This is a genomic window from Mesorhizobium sp. M1406 (assembly GCF_040317555.1).
In the GTDB taxonomy this organism is placed as follows: Bacteria; Pseudomonadota; Alphaproteobacteria; order Rhizobiales; family Rhizobiaceae; genus Mesorhizobium.
This window is the reverse complement of the sequence record NZ_JAMYKW010000032.1, coordinates 19,633-39,842: the sequence shown is the minus strand read 5'-3', so window position 1 is coordinate 39,842 and position 20,210 is coordinate 19,633. Positions and strand designations below refer to the sequence as shown.

The window sequence follows — 20,210 nt, the reverse complement described above, 5'->3', positions numbered from 1 at the left end:
CAGGTTCATGCAAATCGCGCCGATTGGAGCCCTGGAAGCTACACTTGCAAACTTGACCACCAGCATAAGCGCGCAACAGCAGATCACCGCCGGCGCTGCGGCGCAGCCTGGCAACCGAATGGTCGGTGCCAAGCAGGAAAAGCACGACGCCGCGAAGCTCAACACGCCTGAGCGCAGCGATGTCGCCACACGGTCTGGTCAGCAGGTGGCACAGGCATCGTCCGGCGCCAATCCAGCAATGGCCGGCCAATCCTCCAAACCGGAAAGGACCGAGCCCATCGTCGAGCGCCAACTCTTCGACTATCTGGCCGAGGCCGAGAAGGCAGGAGGCGGGGCGTTCACGGATCCGTCGGCGCTGTTCGGTTCGGCCGTTCGGTCGCTGGACGGAATCATGCAACAGGTCCAGAAAGCACTCGGCCAGGCGAACGCTCCCGCGAACGCCGAGACAGCCGCCACGCAGGATGCTGCCGGCAAGCCAGCGCCGTCCGGCAAGGAAGCCGAGAATTCCCCGGCAAAGAATGCCGAGCAACTTCTCGAACGGTCCATTTCGGTGATGTGGGCAGCCGCCAATCTCGAGGTCGTGACGAGCAGCGTGACGGCCGTCACGTCGTCCACCAGCACGCTGATCAAACAACAGTAAATGCCGCGGAGTGTTTCGTGCCGACGCTAACCTTGCCGTGGCGGTCAACGCTATTGAATCGATACGGCGCCCGTTGGCGCGTCGCCCTCGTTGTCATGGGTATGCTCGTACTGCAAGCGTGCTCTGTGGAGCTCTATTCCAACCTCAGCCAGCGGCAGGCCAATGAGATCGTGGCTACGCTGGTGCGCCACGGGATTCCGGCGCAACGCGAGACCGGCAAGGACGGCAAGATGACGGTTTCCGTAGAGAAGGGCCGCTTCGCCGAGGCCATGGCGATTCTCGACGAAAGCGGCTTGCCCAAACAGGAATTCCAAACGCTCGGCGAGGTGTTCAAGAGAGGTGGGATTGTATCCTCGCCGGCGGAAGAGCGGGCGACGATGATCTATGGCCTGAGCCAGGAACTGTCGCAGACCATCTCGGATATCGACGGCGTGCTTTCCGCGCGTGTTCATCTCGTCTTGCCCGAAAACGATCCGCTGAGACAGCAGCTGGTGCCGTCGTCCGCCTCCGTCTTCATCCGCCATCGCGCATCGGTTCCGATGAATGAGCTGATTCCGCAGGTCAAGATGCTGGTGGCCAAGGGTGTCGCCGGACTGACCTATGACAATGTCTCCGTCACCCTCATTCCGGTGACCGCGACGGCCCCCGAACAGGGAAGCGGCGAGGCGGGCCTCACGAGCTTCCTCGGCCTCTGGATGCATCCGGACAGCGTTGCCGCCGCGATGGGGCTGTTTTACGGCATGGCGGCGGCCATATTCGCGCTGGCTGCCCGCCTGGCCTACCTGCAGTGGTACCGACAGCCAGGCGTCTATGCGCTCGATGCTTCGACAATGCCTGTGAAGAAGACATGACCGAGACCCGCTCGACGCAAACCGCCAGCCCGGAGTGGCAGGCATTCGTGTCCAACCCCGCATCCTATGTCGATGCGGCAAGGCTCGCGGAATGCCTTGACGGTACGATCGGCGAGGCTGCCTGCGAGCGCATGCTGCAGTCGCAACGCCTGCATGAACGATTGTCAAAGCTTTTGATAGAGCGTCATAGGCTCTCTTCAGCAGTCGAAGAGCCGGCCGACGAGGTCGATCGAGCGATCGCTCTGTCCTCTGGCGAGGAGTTGGAGGGACTTGCGCTTCGCGCCGGCGCGATCTACTGGGCCGGCAGTCTGGCCGCTGTCATTGTTGGACGCGAAGCGGTCGCGTGGCAGGCAGCGCTTGGCGCGGATCTCTGCGCTTTCGCGGTCGCCAATCGCGATCTGGCCGGTCCGATACAGCGGTTGGAGCCCCTGGAGGACATTTACGGCCGTGTCTATGCCGACGGCCTGCGTTGCCTTGGCGCTTGGTGTCAGGCGATGCCTGGCGATACGAGCATGCGGGTGCGCCTCAAGCTGGTATCGCACGAGCTTGTCGACCAGACGGCAGCCGAACCCTTTGCCGAGGCCGGTCCAGCGATTGTTCGACGAGCGATGGGCTAGGCGGGATGATCGAACCGGGCAAAGCGACCGATGCCGTGCCGAGGCGCCCTTTCGCCCGGATCCTGCGCGCCGCCGAGGTGCGCGCCCTGCAGGACGGTCATGCCGTTCTCGATGAAGCAAGGCGCGATGCGCAGCAGTTGCGTGGCGCTGCCCGGCGAGCCTATGCGGCTGAATATGCGCAGGGCTATGAAGACGGCAAGGCGCAAGGCGATGCGGACGCCACGCGGTTGATAAGCGAGACAGCGGTCAAGGTGGATCGCTATTTTGGCGGGCTGGAAGCCGAAGTCATCAGCCTGGCCCTCGATGTCGTCAGGCGAATGCTTGGAGAATTCGACGTCAGCACGCTTGTCGCGAAGGCCGCAAGTCAGGCTGTGACTGAAATTCGCCGCGCCAAATATCTGAAAGTCCGCGTTCATCCCGCTTCCGTGGACAGGGTTCGCGATGAGCTGGACGCGGTCTTGCGCGAGGGTGATCTGGGCATGACGGTCGAGATTGACGCGGATGACGCATTGGCAACCGGCGCCTGCGTCGTTTCGACTGACTTTGCCGTCGTCGATGCGAGCATCGACGCGCAGCTCCAAGCCATGGCTGCCGCGATTGCGTCAAAGGCGGAGGTTCCATGACACAGCCCGCTGTCGATATCGAAAGCCGTCTGGCGTCTATCATTCCGAACCTGCGTTCCGCCCTCCGCGACGATGCAAGCCGGCCGAGGAAGGGGCGTGTTAAGCGGGTCACCGGCACGGTTATCCATGCAACCATGGAGGAGGCCCGGATCGGCGAGATATGCGAACTGGTCGATCCCAGGACCGGCAAGACGACCAGGGCGGAAGTCGTCGGCCTCATGGACGAAATGGCGATCCTTGTTCCGCTTGGCGATCTGACCGGTCTTTCAAGCCTGACCGAGGTGGTTGCGACCGGAAAGGACCAGCGCGTGCCCGTCGGACCCGGCCTGCTTGGTCGGGTCATCAGCGCGCTCGGCGAGCCACTGGATGGCAAACCGCTTTCGCCGGACGGCATTACCGGCAGCTATCCGGTCAACGCCTATCCGCCATCCCCGCTCGAGCGCAGCTTGATTTCCGAGCCGATCCAGCTTGGAATCCGCGCCCTCGACGGGCTGCTCACCTGCGCGCGTGGGCAGCGCGTCGGCATCTTCGGTGAACCTGGCGTCGGCAAGTCGATCCTGCTTTCCGACATTGTCAGCGGCACCGATGCCGATGTTGCCGTGGTCGCCCTTGTCGGCGAGCGCGGACGTGAAGTGCGCGAGTTCCTCGAACATCAACTTGGACCGGAAGGGCGGCAGCGGGCAATCGTCGTCGTTGCGACATCCGACCGGCCTGCCATCGAGCGCGTCAAGGCCGCCTATGTGGCGACCAGCATTGCCGAATATTTTCGGGACCAGGGCAAGCATGTGCTGCTTGCGATGGACAACATAACGCGGTTTGCCCGTGCGCAGCGCGAGATTGGCCTGGCCTCGGGCGAGACACCGACGCGTCGCGGTTTTCCGTCTTCGCTGTTCGCGGTCTTGCCGCGCCTGCTCGAGCGCTCAGGCCCCGGCCGCGTCGGTTCCATCACCAGCCTCTACAGCGTTCTCCTGGAAGGCGACGGCACACTGGATCCTGTCGCCGAGGAAATTCAGGCGCTGCTCGATGGCCACGTTTTCCTGTCGAACGAACTCGCGCAGCGGAACCACTTCCCGGCCATCGACGTCTTGCGCAGCCGAAGCCGTCTCATGGATGCGGTTGTACCGCCGGCACATCGGTCCGACGCCAGCCACCTGCGTGAGCTGCTTGCCCGCTACGCCGACATCGAACTTCTCCTGCGGGTCGGTGAATACGAAAAGGGCAGCGATGCCGTGGCGGACGAGGCGGTGGCGAAGATCGATGCCATCAATGCCTTTCTGCGTCAGGCGTCCGCCACACACGAGAGCATCGAGAAGACACGCCAACTCATGCGGGAAATCGTCGATGAAAGACCGTGACATGGTCGCTCGATTGCGCGACCTCAGACGCCGCCGGGAAGAACGCGCGAAGGAAGGCGTGATCAGAAGGCACGCCGCTTCGCACCGGGCCGCGAGGGAGGTTCAGGCGGCGGCCGCTGCGGTCACTGAGCACCTCCAGCACACGGTTGACGCAGAAGAGGCAGCGTTCGGTTCGCTTGTCGGACAACCGGTAAAGGCCGCCAGCCTGCATCGGCTCCAGGGACGGTTCGAAATTGCCGCCAGAAAAACCGCGCAGCTGCGTGAAAACGAGAAGATGGCCGGCGTCGCCGAGGAGCGTCGGAAAGTGGAATTGTCGGCAGCGCGCAACGATCATCGTGCGAGCGTGAAGGCGGTGGCGAAGCTGGATGGACTGCTGGAGCATCTGACCAAACGCAGCGCGCGTCGTCGCCTGGCTCTTTCCGAGCTTGTCGAGGAGGAGGAACGCGGTCCGCGGCACTTGCCCGCGGAACGATAGCCCAATCCGTGATCGTGGATATGGATGTGGACATGGAAGTGTGATGCCTCAAGCCTTGGCGTCGGCAAAAACGAAAGCGCTGGGAAAACCGAAGAAACGCACTGCCGGACTGCCGGCCGTCGGCGAACGGCTGACGCTGGGATCCGTCCCGGCCGTGGACGTCGGGGCATTGAACGCCTTTTACCGCCGTCGCGCTCCCGCGCAGATCACCATCGCGGGGAAGGCAATGACGATCGCTACCGTCTGGCCGGCGACGAACCCCGCGGATCAGCGGCTGTGCACGATTGCGTTCACCGTCGCAGGCAAGGTCGCTAAATTGCGCCTGCCGCTTTCTGTGGTCGAACGAGCCTTCGCCAAGGCGGACGAGTTGGTCGACATGAAACGACTGGCGCCCATGCACGCCGCACTGCTGCTGGAATCCGCATTCGAAGAAGACCTCGAAAGGATCGAGGGCAAGCTGGGTGAGAGGATCGCGCTCACCTCGGTCGAACGAAGAGATACGGTCTCGGAGCAAATCTCGCTCGCTTTTGTCATGGCCGGCAACGACGGGACGATAGACTGCGTGCTGAACACGACGGACGCCGGCCTGGCGGTGCGGATCGGCCGCCTTCTCGACGAGATCGGCAAAACGAGGCCGCCGATTCCGGCCGAATTCCCGCTGTCGGTCTGCCTTCGGCGTGGCGCGCTGACGATCACCCTTGGCGAGCTTCAAAGCCTGCAGCCTGGCGATGTGGTGCTTTTCAGGGATGCGGAGGAAGAACGCATGGCGGCACTCATCATTGCCGAGCGCCTTTATGCGCCGGTGACCTTGACTGCCGATGGGCCGCAATTGCTTGCCGCGCCGACTGCAATCGCCGGATCGAATTGGGAGTGGACCATGAACCAGAACACGCCGCCGCCAGCCGGCCAGACATTGGAAGAGTCGACTCTGGACGAGTTGCCGGTCGCGCTTGCCTTCGAGATCGGCCGCATGGCGATGCCTCTTGGGGACGTAAGACAGCTTGCGCCCGGCGCTGTCGTTGCACTCACCGATGTAACCGAGGAGGCCGTCGACATCATCGCCAACGGCAAGCGTGTCGGTCGTGGCGAGATCGTGCGGATTGGGGAAAACCTGGGCGTGCGGATCGTCCGTATGTTCGACAATGCTTGAGAATTCGCCCAACCTGCTTGGGATTCTGATCGCTGTCGGCTTCGTCGGATTGCTGCCGCTGGCAGTCGTCACGATGACGGGCTTCCTGAAAATTTCGGTGGTGCTGTTTCTCGTCCGCAATGCGCTTGGCGTCCAGCAGATGCCGCCCAATCTGGTGCTTTACGGCATAGCGCTCGTGCTCACGGTCTACGTCACCACGCCGATGCTGAGCGAGATGTCGGGCCGGCTTCAGGAAGGGCAGGTTCAGTTCCAGACGACGGACGACCTCGCCAGGGCGGCGCAATTGGTCAGGGAACCATTGCAGCGGCATCTCATGAAATTCACCCAGCCGCAAGAGCGGCAGTTCTTTCTTGACGGCACCACTCGCCTGTGGCCGGAACAAGCGCGGCAGAACCTCAAGGACGACGATCTCTCGATCCTTGTTCCGGCCTTTGTCGCATCCGAGCTTACCCGTGCCTTCGAGATCGGCTTCCTGCTTTATCTCCCTTTCCTCATCATCGATATCGTTGTTGCGAATGTCCTGATGACGCTCGGCATGATCATGGTCTCGCCGGTTCTCATCTCGATCCCGCTGAAACTGTTCCTTTTCGTCGCCATTGATGGCTGGTCGCGGCTGATGCATGGCCTCATCCTGAGTTACGTCTGACACCGCTGAGGTTCGCATGAGCAATGACTTTATCCTGGCGAAGGTCCAAAGCGCGCTTCTGACGGTGCTGCTCGCGTCCAGTCCGGCGATCATCGCGGCGCTTGCCGTCGGCATCCTTGTCGGCCTTGCCCAGGCGCTGACGCAGATCCAGGACCAGTCGCTGCCGCAGACGATCAAGCTCGTCGTGATCCTGTTGGTCATCATGGTCTTTGGTCCGCTGCTTGGCCAGCAGATCGCGGAACAGGCCTCGACGGCGCTGGACGAATTCCCCGTCGTCACGCGCTGAGGCGGGCGGATGCGGGTCGAACCAATCTTCGCCTCTGTCAAAGAGCTGCAATTCTATCTTCTGGCCGGCGCTTTCGCGCTCGCACGCCTGACTGGTTTCATGCTTCTGATGCCGCTCTTTTCGCGTGTGCCGCTATCCGGGCTTCTGCGCAACGGCGTGGCTCTCGCACTGGCGGTTCCGATTTTTCCGATGATCGTGACCAAGCTGACGACCACCGATATCGCGACAACGATGATCGTCCTGTACATTCTCAAGGAGGTCGTTGTCGGGGTGACGCTCGGGCTGGCAATGGGCATACCGTTCTGGGCGGCGGAAGCCGCTGGCGATATCCTGGACCTGCAGCGCGGTTCCACGATGGGGACCCTGATCGATCCGATGATGACCCATGAGACGAGTGCCACCGGCACTTTGCTGGCCGTCATCATGATTACGATCTATCTGGCGGCCGGGGGCTTGCAGCTTTCCCTGACCAGCCTCTACGACAGCTACGGCCTTTGGCCGATCGACCAACTCCTGCCTATGTTCAGCAAGGATGCAGCCGGGATATTTCTTGATCTGCTCACCCGCATCCTGGTGATGGCGCTGACCCTTGTGTTCCCGGTCGTCATCAGCATGCTCCTGTCCGACATTGTGCTGGCTTTCCTGGCGCGCGCCTCGCCGCACCTGAATGTTTTTGCCCTGTCGCTGGTCGTCAAGACGTTGGTGTTCAGCCTCGTCCTTGTCCTCTACGCGGCTTTCCTGCTCTTCTATATGAACCGGGACCTCGGGTTCCTACACGAAGCAGGCCGACAGATAGAAGCAATCGGCTGCCGCAGCTGTCAATGAGTACAAAGCTCCATGAGCAGATCCTAATAATAACAGAAGCCTCCATTGGTCGACCAATAAATACAATTTATCGACGAGGGAAGATTCTGATAATTTGACAAGCGGGCAACCCGTCGATGATCTTACGCGCTCTCGACGCGTCTCTGAACATACATATGCCCGGAAGCCATGGCTCGCCAGACCACTTCATTGTTCTATGACAATTTGCGACTGGTCGATGCAGATAGGCTGCGCAAACTGGTTAGAATGGGCGCCTATGAAGGATATACCGGAGGGCTTGCGCGCGGGAAGCTGCAGGCCAATATTGTGATTGTGCCCCGCAGTTTTGCCGGGGATTTCCATCGGTTTTGCGTCCGCAATCCGAAACCCTGTCCTTTGGTGGGCGTCACCCGTGCCGGCAGCCCATTGCTCCCAGCCTTGGGCGATATCGATATTCGCACCGATGCACCCCAGTATAACATCTATTGCTTCGGGGAGATGATCCGTCGGAAAACCGACATCATCGACCTGTGGCGGGATGATTTCGCCGCTTTTGCGCTCGGCAGTTCGCTTACCGTCGAGGCGGCACTTGCCAAAAAGGGAGTGAAGCTCCGTCGCATCGGCTTCGGAAGGACTTCCCCCAAGTTTAGAACCAGGATCGAGACGTTCCAGGTCGGACCGTTTGGTGGCGAAATGGTCGTCTCCATGCGCCCGATAAGACATTGCGACGTCGATAAGATTCGCGCCCTGACGGCAGGTTTTCCGCATGCGCACGGCTCCCCTATCCATGTCGGGGAGCCGGCGACCATCGGGATACGCGATTTGATGGCTCCCGACTGGGGCGATGCGGTCGAAATCAGGGACGGGGAGGTCCCTGTATTCTGGGCCAGCAGCCTGACCGCTCAAGACGCTCTTGCGCGTGCCGAACTCGCGATCTCGATCACGGTGTCGCCGGGCCATATGCTGATCACCGACGTAGATGCACAAGCCGGCGCGCGTCTCGGAGCCAGCTTGGCGCATACGGGCGTGCAAATGGACGGGTTTTGGACTCGCGACGATGCTCTGGACCCACAATGACTATTAATATTTGCAACGAAGAGCGACCGCAATTGGAGCGGGTGACGGCACTTTTCGAGACGGTTTGGACGCGCCATCGAACGCCACAAGGTGGAAAAATCGCTGATTGGTCTCGATAGTCGGTAGGCGTCAGCGTAGTCCGGAGCGCTACGGCGTATTTTTCCGCACAAAAGACAACGATTTTCGGCATCTCGTTCACTACCGATTCTGCATCATCAACTGAAGTCTTCGATTGCGTAAGTCCGATACGTTCGGCAGTCTGCTCGTCTGGGCAGGATTTCAAAGCAATCTGAAGTTGTTGGCTCAATCTGTGGGCGATCGGCCAATTGATCTCGAACCAAATGGCGCCTGTCGTCTCAGGGCGCGGTGGCGTCCGAAACCAGAGCGGCGTGCCGAGGGACTGGAACGGCGGCCGGATTCCGCTCTGTCCTGGGCAGGGGACCAGCCGCCTGTCGGCGGTGCGCGTCGCGAAATCTTCCATTCGACCCTGGCTAGGCGTGGGGTGGGATTTGAGACCCGCTAGCCTTTGCCCGCAGCCAGTCCGAGACGCGATAGTACCGTAACATCGCCGCGGGAGCGAACGACATGAAGAAGGGTGCCCGCCGGAGTGGTTCGAGCTTCAGCGACAGTTCTTTTTCAGGGACGCCCTTCGCCCATTCGCCGAGTATGCCGCCGAGCATGCTTCCGGTCGGCACGCCGCGACCGGACAGTCCTGTCAGGGCGACGACGCCCGGCGCGAGCTCATAGAATCGTGGGATGGTGCGCTGCTGCATATCCAATTCGCCGAACCAGAAATATTCCCATCTCAACTCGCTGCTGAGCTGCGGATGGAGCCAGCGCAGCCGATCAGACATGAGGCGGTGTGTGAACGCCATGTCCCTTCCGCGACGGCCCATCGGGAACATCGAGGCGACGATGCGTCCCTCGGCATTGTACTTGTAGACAAAGATGTCGCCGCGGCCGTCATGCATCGTCGTGTTGCGCGGCAGAATGGTTTGGCGTTCGCTGGCCGTCAGCGGCTGGCTAGCGGCGACGAACACACTCTGGATCTTGTAAGTCTGGTCGAGGCCGGGCCATCCGTCGACGGTGTAGGCGCCAGTCGCAAAGATGACCTTATCGGCGACAACGGTTCCTTCGCCGGCGTGCACTGCCCAGGCACCATCCTGCCGCACGACGTCGCGGACCGGCGATCCCGTGTGGATTGCGCCACCTTCCTGCATGACGGCACCGGCCAGGCCTCTTGCGTATCCCAATGGATTGAGGTGACCAGCCTCGGAATGAAACCAGCCGCCATAATATCGCGGGCTGCCGGTCATCTCCTCGGTCGCCAGTCTGTCGAGCACCCGCGTCTTGGCGCCGACGGCATTATACTGCTGCGCCTTTACCTCGAGCTTGGCGATGGCGCCTGGCGTCAGCGCGCCCATGACGTAGCCATTCTGCTGCCATTCGCAATCGATGCCGTAACGCTCGATCATCCCTGCGACTTGTCTGTTGGCCCCTGTCTGCCGGGCGATCAGCCTTTCGGCCCACGGCTCGCCCAGCATGGCGCGCAGTTCGGGCAGGCTGTAGTGGGTGAAGGTTGGCGTACAGTGGCCGGCATTGCGGCCCGAGCCGCCGAAGCCGATCTCCTGGGCTTCGAGCAGAACCACATCTATGCCGTCGCGGGCGAGATCGAGTGCGGTGGTCAACCCGGTGTAGCCGCCGCCGACGATGCAGACGTCCGCCCGCCTGCGTTCTTGGAGCGCTCCGGTCTCTGGCGGTGGCGCCGCGGTCGCATACCAGAGCGAGACTTCAAACGGCGAAAACCTTGCCATTCCGGGCGGCTTCACAGCATGTCGCTTCGTGCGTCGAGCGCATCGCGCAACCCGTCGCCGATGAAGTTGAAACTGGTGACTGCCAGGGTGATGGCGGCACCGGGAACGATTGCCAACCACGGCGCGCTGTCGAGATACTGCTGGGCGCCGTTCAGCATGTTGCCCCAACTCGGCAGCGGAGGCTGGATGCCGTAGCCGAGGAAGCTGACATAGGCTTCCAGAAGGATGGCACGGGCAACGGTAAGCGTGGCCGCGACGATGATCGGGCCGATCGCATTGGGCAGCAGTTCGCGAAACATGATGTGACTGTTGCTGAGCCCGAGCATGCGGGCGGCGACCACGAAGTCGCGTTCGCGCAGCGAATGCACTTCCGCCTCGACGATGCGCGCGATTTCCATCCAGCTCGTTGCCGCGATGATCAGAGTGATCATGATCGGGCTCGGCTTGATGAAGGCCGCCATCGCCAGCAGTAGGAAGATGTTGGGAAAGGACAGCATCGCGTCGACGAAACGCATCAGCACCGTGCCGATGCGGCCGCCGAAGAAGCCGGCAGCGATCCCGAGCACGGTTCCAAAGACCGTGCTGATGACCATCGCAGCGAAGCCGACCAGGAGCGAAATGCGTCCGGCCATGAAGAGGCGCGCCGCGATGTCGCGGCCGAGCGGATCGGTGCCGAAGAAATGATAGCCCGTGAACGGCGGCGAGAACCGGCCACGCAGATCGATGTAGAGATCGTCAAAGGGCAGCAGCAAGGGGCCGAGGACGCAGGCCAGCACCAGAACGACGATCATCACCAGGCCGAACATCGCCAGTCGGTGACGGGCAAATCGGCGCACGGAGCGGCTTTGCCACCAGCGGTGCCTGGCGTGGGTGGGGATGAGGAAATCCGACTGGGTCATCTCTTCGTCCTCAGCTCAATCGAATGCGCGGATCGACGAATGCGACGGTGAGGTCCGCGGCCAGATTGCCGACCAGGACAAGAACCGCGGACATCATCAGCAGACCCATCACGACGGGGTAGTCGCTGTAACCGAGGCTATCGAGGAACAGCCGTCCCATGCCGGGCCAGGTAAAGACTGTTTCCGTCACCAGCGCCCCACCCAGTATTGTTGGCAGTTGCAGCCCCAGCAGGGTGATCATCGGCAGCAGGGCGTTTCCGAGGATGTGGCGGATCAATACGCGCCGGGAACTCAGCCCCTTGGCCCGGGCCGTTCGGACAAAATCCTGACTGATGACGTCGAGCGTGGCGGTGCGCATGTAGCGGCTCCACACGGCGACATTGACCAGCGCAAGAACGATGCTCGGCATGATGAGATGGATCGCATAGTCGCCGAGCGAGCCATTGCCGATCGTGTACATGTTGCCGGCCGGCAGCCATCTGAGCCGCAGCGAGAATATGTAGATCGCGATCAACCCGAACCAGAAGGTCGGGATCGACAATGCCACCATCGCGCCGACCGTCGCTGCGTAGTCGAAGATCGAGTATCGTCTAAGCGCGCCCAGGACACCTATCCACGTGCCTACAAAGATGGCGATCGCGGTCGATACGCCCATCAGCAGCAATGTCGCGACAAGGTGCTCCCAGATGATATCAAGCACGGGCCTGCCGTCCCGGTAGGAATGACCCCAGTCACCGCGAAGCAGGTGGCTCAGCCAGTCGAGGTACTGGATGGGAAGAGGGCGATTGAGTCCCATTTGCGTGGCGATCCGGTCAAGATCGGCCTGCGTCATTCCTGGCGTGAGAGTGAATTGCGAGAGCGGTCCGCCCGGAGCCAGGTTTAGGACGGCAAAGCCGATCACCGAGACCAGCAGGAGCAGGACGAGACTTTGCCAGAAGCGTCCCAGCAGATAGCGAAGCATGCCGGTTGTCTCCGTTTTGGTGTCCGTCGGATACAGTCGCGCCAGAGGCGCCTTGTCGGCTATGCAGGCCGAGCCGGTCATCACCGGCCCGGCCTCGTTTGCGCGGGCTATGCCCAGTGCCAGGTGGCCACGTCCCAGGAGTCGATGCGTACATTGATGTTCGGCTCGACGCCTTCGACACCGGACTTGTGTCCGCGCACCGTCGCGTATTGGAACATCGGCAGGAATGGCAGGTCGTTGCGTACGGTCTCCTGGATCTTCAGGTAGGCTTGCTTGCGTTTCTCCGGCACGAATTCGACACCGCCAGATCCGAGCAGCTTGTCTACCTCCGGGCTGGCATACTGCCAGGTGTTCTGGCCGGCGCCACCCTTGGCCGGAATCGACTTCGAGCTGAGATAGTCCGACGTGTCGGGATCGGAGCCCGTCAGGAAGTTAATGCCGACGACGACGGAATCGAATTCCGACTTCATCCAGTAGTCGCCCCACATCGCGGCTGGCGGCAGGTTGGAGATCATCACCTCGACGCCGATGTCGCGATACGATTGCTGGATGAACTGCTGCGCCTGTTCGCGGATGTGATTGCCCGCCGTGGTCGAGTTCTTGAACGAGAGGCGGACACCGTCCTTGACGCGGATGCCGTCCGCTCCGGGGACCCACCCCGCGTCGTCCAGCAGTTTCTTTGCCTTGTCCACGTCGTATTCCTGCTTCGGCAAATCCGGATTGTAGTAGAAGGACTGCTGCGGCATGTAGGTTTCGGTCGGGGCCGGCAGCCCGTAGTAGAGGGCGTCGATGATCGTTTTCTTGTCCAGCGCATGATACAGCGCCTGGCGAACGGCGAGTTCCTTGAACTGCGGGCGCTCCATGTTGAAGCTGAGCGACTCGACCGTGGCGGCGGGAATGACGGCGACCGACGTTCCGCCCAATTCCTTGGCTTCCTCATAGTGGTCGGCTGTGATCCACTGTAGTCCGATGACGTCGATATCACCGGTCTTGAACTGGGTGTAGAGAACGGTCAGATCCGGAATGTACTTGTAGATCAGGCTCTTCAGGTAGGGGCCGTCGGCGAAGTAGTCGGTGTTGGCGGCCAGTTCGATATGGTCGCCGGCCATGCGTTCCACCCATTTGAACGGGCCAGTGCCGATCGGGGCATTGTTGAACGGCGCGGTGTTCTTGTCCTCCGCCGCACCGAGCACATGTTTGGGAACGATGAAGGTCGCGGCCAGGATCGACGGGTAGGGCGCGTAAGGCTCCTTCATCTTCCACTTGATCTCGGTTGGCGAGACGACAGTCAGGTCCTGGACAAGTTCGTGGCCGGCGCGTCGCCAGCTGCGAAACTTCGGGTCGACCAGCAGTTCGAGCGTGAACTTAACGTCCTCGGCGGTGAACGGCTGTCCGTCATGCCACTTCACGTCGTCGCGCAGCTTGACGTGCCACTCGAGCCCGTCGGCCGAGATGCCGCCGTTTTCGACGGTAGGCACCTCCTTGGCGAGCGCGGGGAAGAAATTGCCCTTGGGATCGACACCAAACAGCGGATCGAAGACGCTGAAGTGAATGCCCTCGTCGACCTCGATATGGGGCAAATGCGGGTTGAAGACGGTGGGCTCCTGGGAAAACCCGACGATCACCTGTCCCTTGGGTTCGCTCGGCGGGGTTGCCGCAAGGGCCCTGCCTGCTCCCGTCAGGTTGGGCATGGTGAGGCCGGCGGCACCGGCGATTGCCATTCCAAGCGCCTGACGACGCGTCGGTCGAAAGATTATGCTGCTGCTGCTGCTCTTGTCTGACATTGGAGGCTCCTTTTCATAGTGTTCCACTTTCGCTGTGTCACGCTCTCTTGTCGGAGCGCTTATAATCCAGTGATCGGCGCGATCTTCGATCCGTCCGAGAACCGCGACCACCGGAAGTCCTTGGGATCGACGATCGGCGGCCGTCCGGTGACGATATCGGCCATCAGCCTGCCTGCCGCGGGGCCGATGCCGAAACCATGGCCCGAGAAACCGGTCGCCACATGGAAGCCGGGAACGCTGTCGACGGCCGAAATGACGGGAATGGCGTCGGGCGTGACGTCGATATAGCCGGCCCAGCGCTGCGCCACCTGTGCCTTTTCCAGAACCGGAAATGCTATGCGGGCATTTGCAAGGACGCGCTCCGAGCTTTTCTTGGAAGGCTTTGGATCGAGCACGCGGCAGTATTCGAAGGGGCTCGCCTCATCCATCGCCCAGCGGGTCGGCATCCTTGCCTCGTCTAGGAAACGACCGCCCAGGCGGAATTGCAGCGATCGCCACTCTGTCTTCCAGGCCGGAAGAAAATCGCGCGCATAGCGAAAGGAGTTCGGCACGATGTCGACGACATTGCTCATGCTGGAGGCGACGGTGTAGCCACCGTCCTGGCGCTTGCGTATGGCGAAGTTGTTTGCCCACACGGCCTGGTCCGGCCCGTTCTCGACCGGCGTCGTGCGAAGAACCGTGTTCATGACCTTCAACTGCGGCAGGTTGAGACCAAGCGTTCCGCAAAACAGGTTCGACCAGACCCCTCCGGCAAGGACGACCGCCTTGCAGGCAATGAAGCCGCGTTCGGTCACGACGCCCGAGACGGCGCCGTTCGTCGTCTCCACGCCGCGCACGGCGCATTCCGTCAGTATGGCGGCGCCGCGGTCGCGTGCGGCTTCGGCAATTGCAGGCGCGGCCTTCTGGGGCTCGGCGCGACCGTCGGCGGGCGTGTAGAGCGCCCCTTTGACGTCGAGATTGGAGCCGGGGAGGAGGTCACGCAGTTCACCCGCGCCGATCATTCGCGACTCGAACTGATAGCCTTCGAGATGGCGTCCCCAGCGCTCGTGCTGTTCGTATTCCTTGTCGTCCGCGCATGTGAACACAATTCCGGCCCGGGCATAGCCGGTGTCTCGTCCGGTCCGTTCGGAGAGCCTCGCCCATATGCGCAAGGCCTCCGCCATCAGCGGAACCTCGCGTGGATCCCGCCGGGAAATGCGAACCCAGCCCCAGTTGCGGCTGGACTGTTCCTGTCCGATCCCGCCCTTCTCGCACAGGGCGACCCGCAAGCCTGTCTCGGCCAGTTCAAGTGCCGTCGCGGTGCCGATGATGCCGCCGCCGACGACGATACAGTCGACCTCCTTTGGCAGCTCGGTATCTCCATGGACGGGGACGACGAACGGTCCGGGCATGCTCAGTAGGACTCCTCGAGCTGGCAATTGATGGAAAATTCCGCGACGCTCGCATGATCGGGCAGATCGAGAAGCAAGCCGATGATCCGTGCGAGGTCGTCCGGATCGGTCATCAGCGCATCGGAGCGATCGGTGATGCCGCGGGCCATGTCGGTGGCGACGAAACCGGGACAGACGGCCGTGGCCCGAATTCCGAGGTCCCACCCCGCCTGCCGGATGCCGTGGGACAGCGCGACTGCGGCAAATTTGGAGATCGAGTAGGAGCCCGCGGTCACGGACTTGACCCGCTTGCCAGACAACGAGGCCAGTATGATCACCCGGCCCGCGGGGCTCGCCGCAAGCGACGCCCATGACGCGCGCACCAGACGGCGCGGAGCCTTGACGTTGATCTCGAACATCAGATCGAGATCCGCGTCGTCGATGTCGATGACCGACTTCGGAATCATGATGCCGGCGCTGGCGACAACCGCGTCGATCCGGTTGAAGGCATCAATGGTGCCGTCGACCCACGTCTGTTCACTGCCGGCTTCCGCGGCATCGTACGGGAACAGGCGGACGCGTTCGCTATCGGCCCAGTCGGGCTGCACCGATTCGCGCATGCCCAGCGACAATGTCCAGCCCGTCTCGAACAGGTGCCGGGCGCAAGCCGCACCGATGCCGCGGCTGGCACCGGACACGAGTGCCACACGCTGGCCGGCTCGGATTCCCGCGGGTTTCCTCATTGGTCGAGTCCCGCGGTGCGGCGATAGACACGCCGCAATATGTCCAGCAGACGCTTCTGGTCTTTCTCAGGCACATCGGCGAAGAAATCGCTGGATTGCTTGGTGGCGATCTTGCGCACCTTGCGGGCGAGGTCTGCCCCCTTTTGGGTGATGTGGAGCTCCTGTGCGCGTCCGTCGTCCGGCGCAGCCTGACGCGTGATCAGTTCGTGATCGATCATCTGGTCGACCAGCCTGCCCATGGCGGAGCGATCGCGCATAATGAGCTGCGCGATGACGGATGGCCGTATTCCTGGATGGCTGTCGACAAGGAGCAGGGTGGTGATCTTGCCCGTTCCCCGGGCAACATCGAGACCTTCCAGGCGGTCATCGAGATCGCGAGAAAGCGCTATGTTGATGCTGCGGATATAGAAGCTCAACGTGTCTTCGAGGACATCCAGCCCGACCGTCTCGACAGGATAAGGCGGACCTTTGTTCTTCTTCACCGGCATCGAACACTCTCCAGAGGCTGTCGTGGACAGCCTTCATCGAGATCGCCGCAGCCCCATCCGGGGTTGTCGAGGGTCTTCCAGGATATGATTGAGCGAGTAGTGGATAAATGCAACTACTTTTAGTGGACAAACGCAACTATTCTACTCAGCAGGAGACCGGCGCGGCACGCATCGGCAGCCTGATCAAGGAGCAGACATGCGGCCGCGCCTTTGTCGGGACGGTCATTTATTGTTCAGGGGAGGAGAGCTTCAGGGTGGCCGCGGCTCAAGCCGGGATCCATTCCTTGCCGGGAATGGCGGAGATCAGTTGCCTCGTATAGGGGTGATGTGGCGACCGGAATATCTGCGACGGCGGGCCACACTCCACGACTTCGCCGCGGTTCATCACCAGAATTTCGTCGCAGATCCGGCTTGCCACCCGCAGGTCGTGAGTGATGAAGATCATGGCGATCTTCATTTCTTCCTGGATGCTCGCCAGCAGATCGAGGATCTGCGCCTGGATGGAGACATCGAGAGCTGAGACTGCTTCGTCGGCGACCAGGACCTTGGGGTCCATCATCAGAGCCCGTGCGATGCCGATCCGTTGACGCTGGCCGCCAGAGAATTCGTGCGGAAAGCGGTCATAGGCACCCTCGTCGAGGCCGACCAGACGCAGCAGGTGCAGCGCCTTCGCGCGCGCTTCCGGAGCGGACAGGCCGTGCGCCATCGGGCCGACGGTGAGGATCTTGGCGATCGTCTGGCGCGGATTGAGCGAGGCGAACGGATCCTGGAAGATCATCTGGATGTGCGGCCGCATCGGTCGGAACTCGGAGTCCGAAAGCGCCGCGATATCCTTGCCGTCGAACAGGATGCTGCCTCCGTCGCTGTCCAGGAGTTTCAGCAGGACGCGGCCCAGCGACGATTTCCCCGAGCCGGACTCGCCGACGATGCCGAGCGTTCTGCCCTGGCGAACCTCGAAGCTGACCTGCTTGACGGCGGGCACGATGCGGGACCTCGAGAAGAAGCCGATGCCCGGCCGATATGTCTTGTCGAGTTTCTGCACCTCCAGCACGATCGGAGTATCCTCACGCGCCTTCGTTTCGCTCTCGATCATATGCGGGACGGCGGCGATCAGCCGCCTGGTGTAGGGATGGCTTGGATTGCCCAGAACGGCGGCGGCGGCGCCTTGTTCGACCATCGCGCCTTTCTCCATGACGATGACGCGATCGGCGATTTCCGCGACGACGCCAAAATCGTGCGTGATGAACATGACGCTCATGTTCTTTTCGCGCTGCAGCCGCCGGATCAGGGCAAGTATCTGCGCCTGGGTGGTGACGTCGAGAGCGGTGGTCGGCTCGTCGGCGATCAAAAGATCAGGCTTGAGCGCCAGCGCCATGGCGATCATGACGCGCTGGCGTTGCCCGCCAGAGAGCTGGAACGGATACTGGTGGCGCAAGACCGCCGGTTCCGGCAGGCCGACTTCGCCAAGCAGGTCGACAACCGCCTTGGCGCGGGTCGCCGAGGTGCCGGACCGGTGTGCTTCCATGACCTCCGCCACCTGTTGGCCGACAGTCATCAGCGGATTGAGCGCGGAAAGCGGATCCTGGAAGATGATGGAGACCGAACGGCCACGCAGACTGCGCATCACGTCTTCCCCGGCGCTGGCGAGATCGTGACCCTTGAAGCGGATGCTTCCCTGCGCGATCCGCACCGAAGACGGCAGCAGGCCCATGATCGCGTTTGCGGTGACGGACTTGCCGGAGCCGGATTCGCCGACGATGCAGAGCATCTCACCCTTCCGCATGTCGAAGGAAATGTTTTCGACGGCGTTCTGCCGCTCCATGTTGTTTGGCAGGCGGACGGTCAGATTTCGAACAGAGAGAACAGTTTGCTCGCTCGGCTCGTGGGTGGTCATTTCGCTCGGCGGCATTGCTTGGCCCTTCAAAGTCCAATGATCTGACAGCATACTAGCCGCACGTCCTGCCATCAGCGCAAGCCCCGACGACTATTTCATTCGTCGACTAGCCGACGAACCATTGGCGCCTGAAGTCGCGTGGTAAGCGGTCCCTAACTGGACCATGCCAACCACCAGTGCGCGAAATCAGTATCGTCGGCCTATGATTTATCAAGAACGGCGATCCTGGATGCGGTTCCAGGCATGCATGCGGTTGGCGACCTGCACTGCGATCGGATGGAACGGAACTGGCTTCATGTTCGTAACCGGCAGCGGCATCTGCTCGTCCGTGCGCCGACCGCTGACCAGCGACCGATTTCCTGGCCAAGTGACAGCGATATAGCGACGCCGCGGCCGGAATAGATGCCCCTAAAGACGAGACCGGCGCCAAGGGGTACAGGCGCGGCCGGCGGTCGGGCACCACGGCGAAAGTCCCGTGCACCTGCGGTTGGAGTAAACGCTTTACAGCCCGGTTTGGTAGCGCTACCGTTCCATCGCGTGAGCAGGGGAGGGGAGCCTGGGGCTGTCGCGGACCAGACACGAAGCGGTTTCCTTCGACGACGTCGCAGGAAGCATTCGGGAGGAAATCGATGGCGTCTGTCGCAATTGGCGAAGTCTACAAATCATTCGGGGCTGTCGAGATTCTCCACGGCGTTAGCGTCGATATAAAAGACGGCGAATTCGTCACTCTGGTCGGGCCCTCGGGCTGCGGGAAATCGACTCTTCTCAGAATGATTGCCGGCCTGGAAAAGATTTCGCGCGGCCAGATCGCGATTGGCGAACGTGTCGTCAACAACGTTGCGCCCAAGGAACGCGACGTCGCTATGGTCTTCCAGAATTATGCGCTCTACCCGCACATGACAGTCGCCGAGAACATGGCGTTCTCGCTGATGCTCAAAGGTGTCTCCAAGACAGAAAGCGATGCCGGCGTTCGCCGGGCGGCCGAAATCCTCGGGCTTATGCCGCTGCTGTCGCGCTATCCTCGCCAGCTTTCCGGTGGCCAGCGCCAGCGCGTCGCCATGGGCCGGGCGATCGTGCGCGATCCGCAGGTTTTCCTCTTCGACGAGCCGCTGTCCAATCTCGACGCCAAACTCAGGGTGCAGATGCGCGCCGAGATCAAGGAACTGCATCAGCGCCTGAAGACCACGACGGTCTATGTCACGCACGACCAGATCGAGGCCATGACCATGGCCGACAAGATTGTCGTCATGCATGACGGCGTCGTCGAGCAGATCGGACCGCCGCTGGAACTCTACGACAGGCCGAACAACCTCTTCGTCGCCAGCTTTATCGGCTCGCCCGCAATGAACCTGCTCAAGGGCGAAATCGCAACCGACGGCCCGCCGTCCTTTCGCGGCGCCGGCGGCATTTCGGTGCCGCTCGCCGCGCCACTTCCCATCGGCAGCAGCGGGCCAGTGGTTCTGGGAATACGGCCCGAGCATTTGCGGCTGTCGGACCAAGGCATTCCCGTCACCGTCGTGGTGGTTGAACCGACCGGGTCGGAGGTGCAGCTCATCGGCCGCACTTCCGGGGGTGACGAGATCGTCGCCAATTTTCGAGAGCGCCATTCTTTCACGCCTGGCGAAACCATCCAGCTCGCCGCCGAGCCGGGACTCATTCACCTTTTCAGCGGCGAGACCGGGCAACGATTGGAAACGCGCAGCAGGCAATAAGGACCACTACGAGGAATCGAC

20 protein-coding genes are annotated in these 20,210 nt (G+C 61.9%); 12 read left to right on the top strand and 8 right to left on the bottom strand.

Annotated elements, in window-relative coordinates; translation table 11 throughout:
* Window positions 1-7: 7 nt before the first annotated feature.
* From NKH03_RS23010 to NKH03_RS22960, 11 genes are all read left to right on the top strand, one after another.
* The gene (locus tag NKH03_RS23010; protein ID WP_352871584.1) at window positions 8-640 is read left to right on the top strand and encodes a hypothetical protein; all 633 of its coding nucleotides are present in this window, start codon (window positions 8-10) and stop codon (window positions 638-640) included.
* A complete protein-coding gene (gene sctJ, locus NKH03_RS23005; protein WP_352970689.1) occupies window positions 556-1,491 on the top strand; it encodes a type III secretion system inner membrane ring lipoprotein SctJ in 936 nt (311 codons plus the stop codon). The genes NKH03_RS23010 and sctJ overlap by 85 nt, the downstream gene beginning before the upstream one ends.
* Entirely contained in the window at window positions 1,488-2,108 is a 621-nt protein-coding gene (locus tag NKH03_RS23000) for a SctK family type III secretion system sorting platform protein (RefSeq protein ID WP_352970686.1), read from the top strand. The genes sctJ and NKH03_RS23000 overlap by 4 nt, the downstream gene beginning before the upstream one ends.
* A 5-nt stretch (window positions 2,109-2,113) precedes the next feature.
* Entirely contained in the window at window positions 2,114-2,731 is a 618-nt protein-coding gene (gene sctL / locus NKH03_RS22995; RefSeq protein ID WP_352882832.1) for a type III secretion system stator protein SctL, read from the top strand.
* Window positions 2,728-4,086: a FliI/YscN family ATPase gene (locus NKH03_RS22990; protein ID WP_352970684.1), complete on the top strand. Its 1,359-nt coding sequence runs from the start codon at window positions 2,728-2,730 to the stop codon at window positions 4,084-4,086. The genes sctL and NKH03_RS22990 overlap by 4 nt, the downstream gene beginning before the upstream one ends.
* Window positions 4,073-4,561: a hypothetical protein gene (locus NKH03_RS22985; protein WP_352970682.1), complete on the top strand. Its 489-nt coding sequence runs from the start codon at window positions 4,073-4,075 to the stop codon at window positions 4,559-4,561. The genes NKH03_RS22990 and NKH03_RS22985 overlap by 14 nt, the downstream gene beginning before the upstream one ends.
* 43 nt (window positions 4,562-4,604) lie before the next feature.
* A complete protein-coding gene (gene sctQ, locus NKH03_RS22980; protein ID WP_352970680.1) occupies window positions 4,605-5,711 on the top strand; it encodes a type III secretion system cytoplasmic ring protein SctQ in 1,107 nt (368 codons plus the stop codon).
* Window positions 5,704-6,357: a type III secretion system export apparatus subunit SctR gene (gene sctR / locus NKH03_RS22975; RefSeq protein ID WP_352882838.1), complete on the top strand. Its 654-nt coding sequence runs from the start codon at window positions 5,704-5,706 to the stop codon at window positions 6,355-6,357. The genes sctQ and sctR overlap by 8 nt, the downstream gene beginning before the upstream one ends.
* A gap of 16 nt (window positions 6,358-6,373) precedes the next feature.
* The gene (locus NKH03_RS22970; protein WP_352970677.1) at window positions 6,374-6,643 is read left to right on the top strand and encodes an EscS/YscS/HrcS family type III secretion system export apparatus protein; all 270 of its coding nucleotides are present in this window, start codon (window positions 6,374-6,376) and stop codon (window positions 6,641-6,643) included.
* Window positions 6,644-6,652: 9 nt separating this feature from the next.
* Window positions 6,653-7,468 (top strand): type III secretion system export apparatus subunit SctT, encoded by an 816-nt coding sequence (sctT, locus tag NKH03_RS22965; RefSeq protein ID WP_352970676.1) that lies wholly within the window; start codon window positions 6,653-6,655, stop codon window positions 7,466-7,468.
* Window positions 7,469-7,636: 168 nt separating this feature from the next.
* Window positions 7,637-8,524, top strand: coding sequence for a D-glutamate cyclase family protein (locus tag NKH03_RS22960; protein WP_352970675.1), 888 nt, complete (start codon window positions 7,637-7,639; stop codon window positions 8,522-8,524).
* 491 nt (window positions 8,525-9,015) lie between these two features.
* Here the strand turns inward: NKH03_RS22960 and NKH03_RS22955 are convergent, their stop codons facing one another.
* From NKH03_RS22955 to NKH03_RS22920, 8 genes are all read right to left on the bottom strand, one after another.
* Entirely contained in the window at window positions 9,016-10,338 is a 1,323-nt protein-coding gene (locus NKH03_RS22955) for an NAD(P)/FAD-dependent oxidoreductase (protein ID WP_352970673.1), read from the bottom strand.
* Window positions 10,339-10,349: 11 nt separating this feature from the next.
* Window positions 10,350-11,237, bottom strand: a complete 888-nt coding sequence (locus NKH03_RS22950) for an ABC transporter permease (RefSeq protein WP_352970671.1) — start codon at window positions 11,235-11,237, stop codon at window positions 10,350-10,352.
* 10 nt (window positions 11,238-11,247) lie between these two features.
* Window positions 11,248-12,198, bottom strand: coding sequence for an ABC transporter permease (locus NKH03_RS22945; protein WP_352871566.1), 951 nt, complete (start codon window positions 12,196-12,198; stop codon window positions 11,248-11,250).
* A gap of 107 nt (window positions 12,199-12,305) precedes the next feature.
* Window positions 12,306-13,919 (bottom strand): peptide ABC transporter substrate-binding protein, encoded by a 1,614-nt coding sequence (locus tag NKH03_RS22940; RefSeq protein ID WP_502913546.1) that lies wholly within the window; start codon window positions 13,917-13,919, stop codon window positions 12,306-12,308.
* 122 nt (window positions 13,920-14,041) lie between these two features.
* Window positions 14,042-15,373 carry an NAD(P)/FAD-dependent oxidoreductase gene (locus NKH03_RS22935; RefSeq protein ID WP_352970667.1) on the bottom strand — a complete coding sequence of 444 codons (1,332 nt, stop codon included), beginning with the start codon at window positions 15,371-15,373 and terminating at the stop codon, window positions 14,042-14,044.
* 2 nt (window positions 15,374-15,375) lie between these two features.
* On the bottom strand, window positions 15,376-16,095 hold the full coding sequence (locus NKH03_RS22930; protein ID WP_352970665.1) for an SDR family NAD(P)-dependent oxidoreductase: 720 nt from the start codon (window positions 16,093-16,095) through the stop codon (window positions 15,376-15,378).
* A complete protein-coding gene (locus tag NKH03_RS22925; RefSeq protein ID WP_023758780.1) occupies window positions 16,092-16,583 on the bottom strand; it encodes a MarR family winged helix-turn-helix transcriptional regulator in 492 nt (163 codons plus the stop codon). The genes NKH03_RS22930 and NKH03_RS22925 overlap by 4 nt, the downstream gene beginning before the upstream one ends.
* Window positions 16,584-16,848: 265 nt before the next feature.
* On the bottom strand, window positions 16,849-18,477 hold the full coding sequence (locus tag NKH03_RS22920; RefSeq protein WP_502913547.1) for an ABC transporter ATP-binding protein: 1,629 nt from the start codon (window positions 18,475-18,477) through the stop codon (window positions 16,849-16,851).
* A 629-nt stretch (window positions 18,478-19,106) separates the two neighbouring features.
* Here NKH03_RS22920 and NKH03_RS22915 point away from each other — a divergent pair.
* Window positions 19,107-20,189: an ABC transporter ATP-binding protein gene (locus tag NKH03_RS22915; protein ID WP_352970661.1), complete on the top strand. Its 1,083-nt coding sequence runs from the start codon at window positions 19,107-19,109 to the stop codon at window positions 20,187-20,189.
* Window positions 20,190-20,210 lie beyond the last annotated feature (21 nt).